The organism is Metabacillus rhizolycopersici, from assembly GCF_020075705.1.
Window position 1 is genome coordinate 1 of the sequence record NZ_JAIQUM010000300.1, and the last position, 345, is coordinate 345.

General features: G+C 38.6%; 1 pseudogene. It reads right to left on the reverse strand.

The annotated features are described in order from the left end of the window. Nucleotides 1–345, reverse strand: a pseudogene (locus tag K9V48_RS28740) (IS3-like element IS655 family transposase); the annotation flags it as partial.

The window sequence follows — 345 nt, forward strand, 5'->3', positions numbered from 1 at the left end:
AATTATTACGGCTTTCTTTGAAAATACGCACGATTTCTCTAGAAAGCTCTTTATCTTCAGCTTTCTTCTCGCGTTTGTCACTTTCATCGGCATGATAATAATAAGTGCTTTTCGGAAGATTGAGGACGTCACACATTGCTGATACTGAATATTTGTGAGCGTTGTTACGAATCACATTTATTTTCGTCCCATGATCAGCGCTGCTTGCTTTAAAATATCGTTCTCCATCAGTAAACGCTGGTTTTCCTTACGTAATCGAGCAAGTTCGTTTTCTTCTTCTGTTCGATTATCTTTCGCAGCGAACGAACCAGATTCACCATAGTTTTTAATCCAACGATCTAAAGC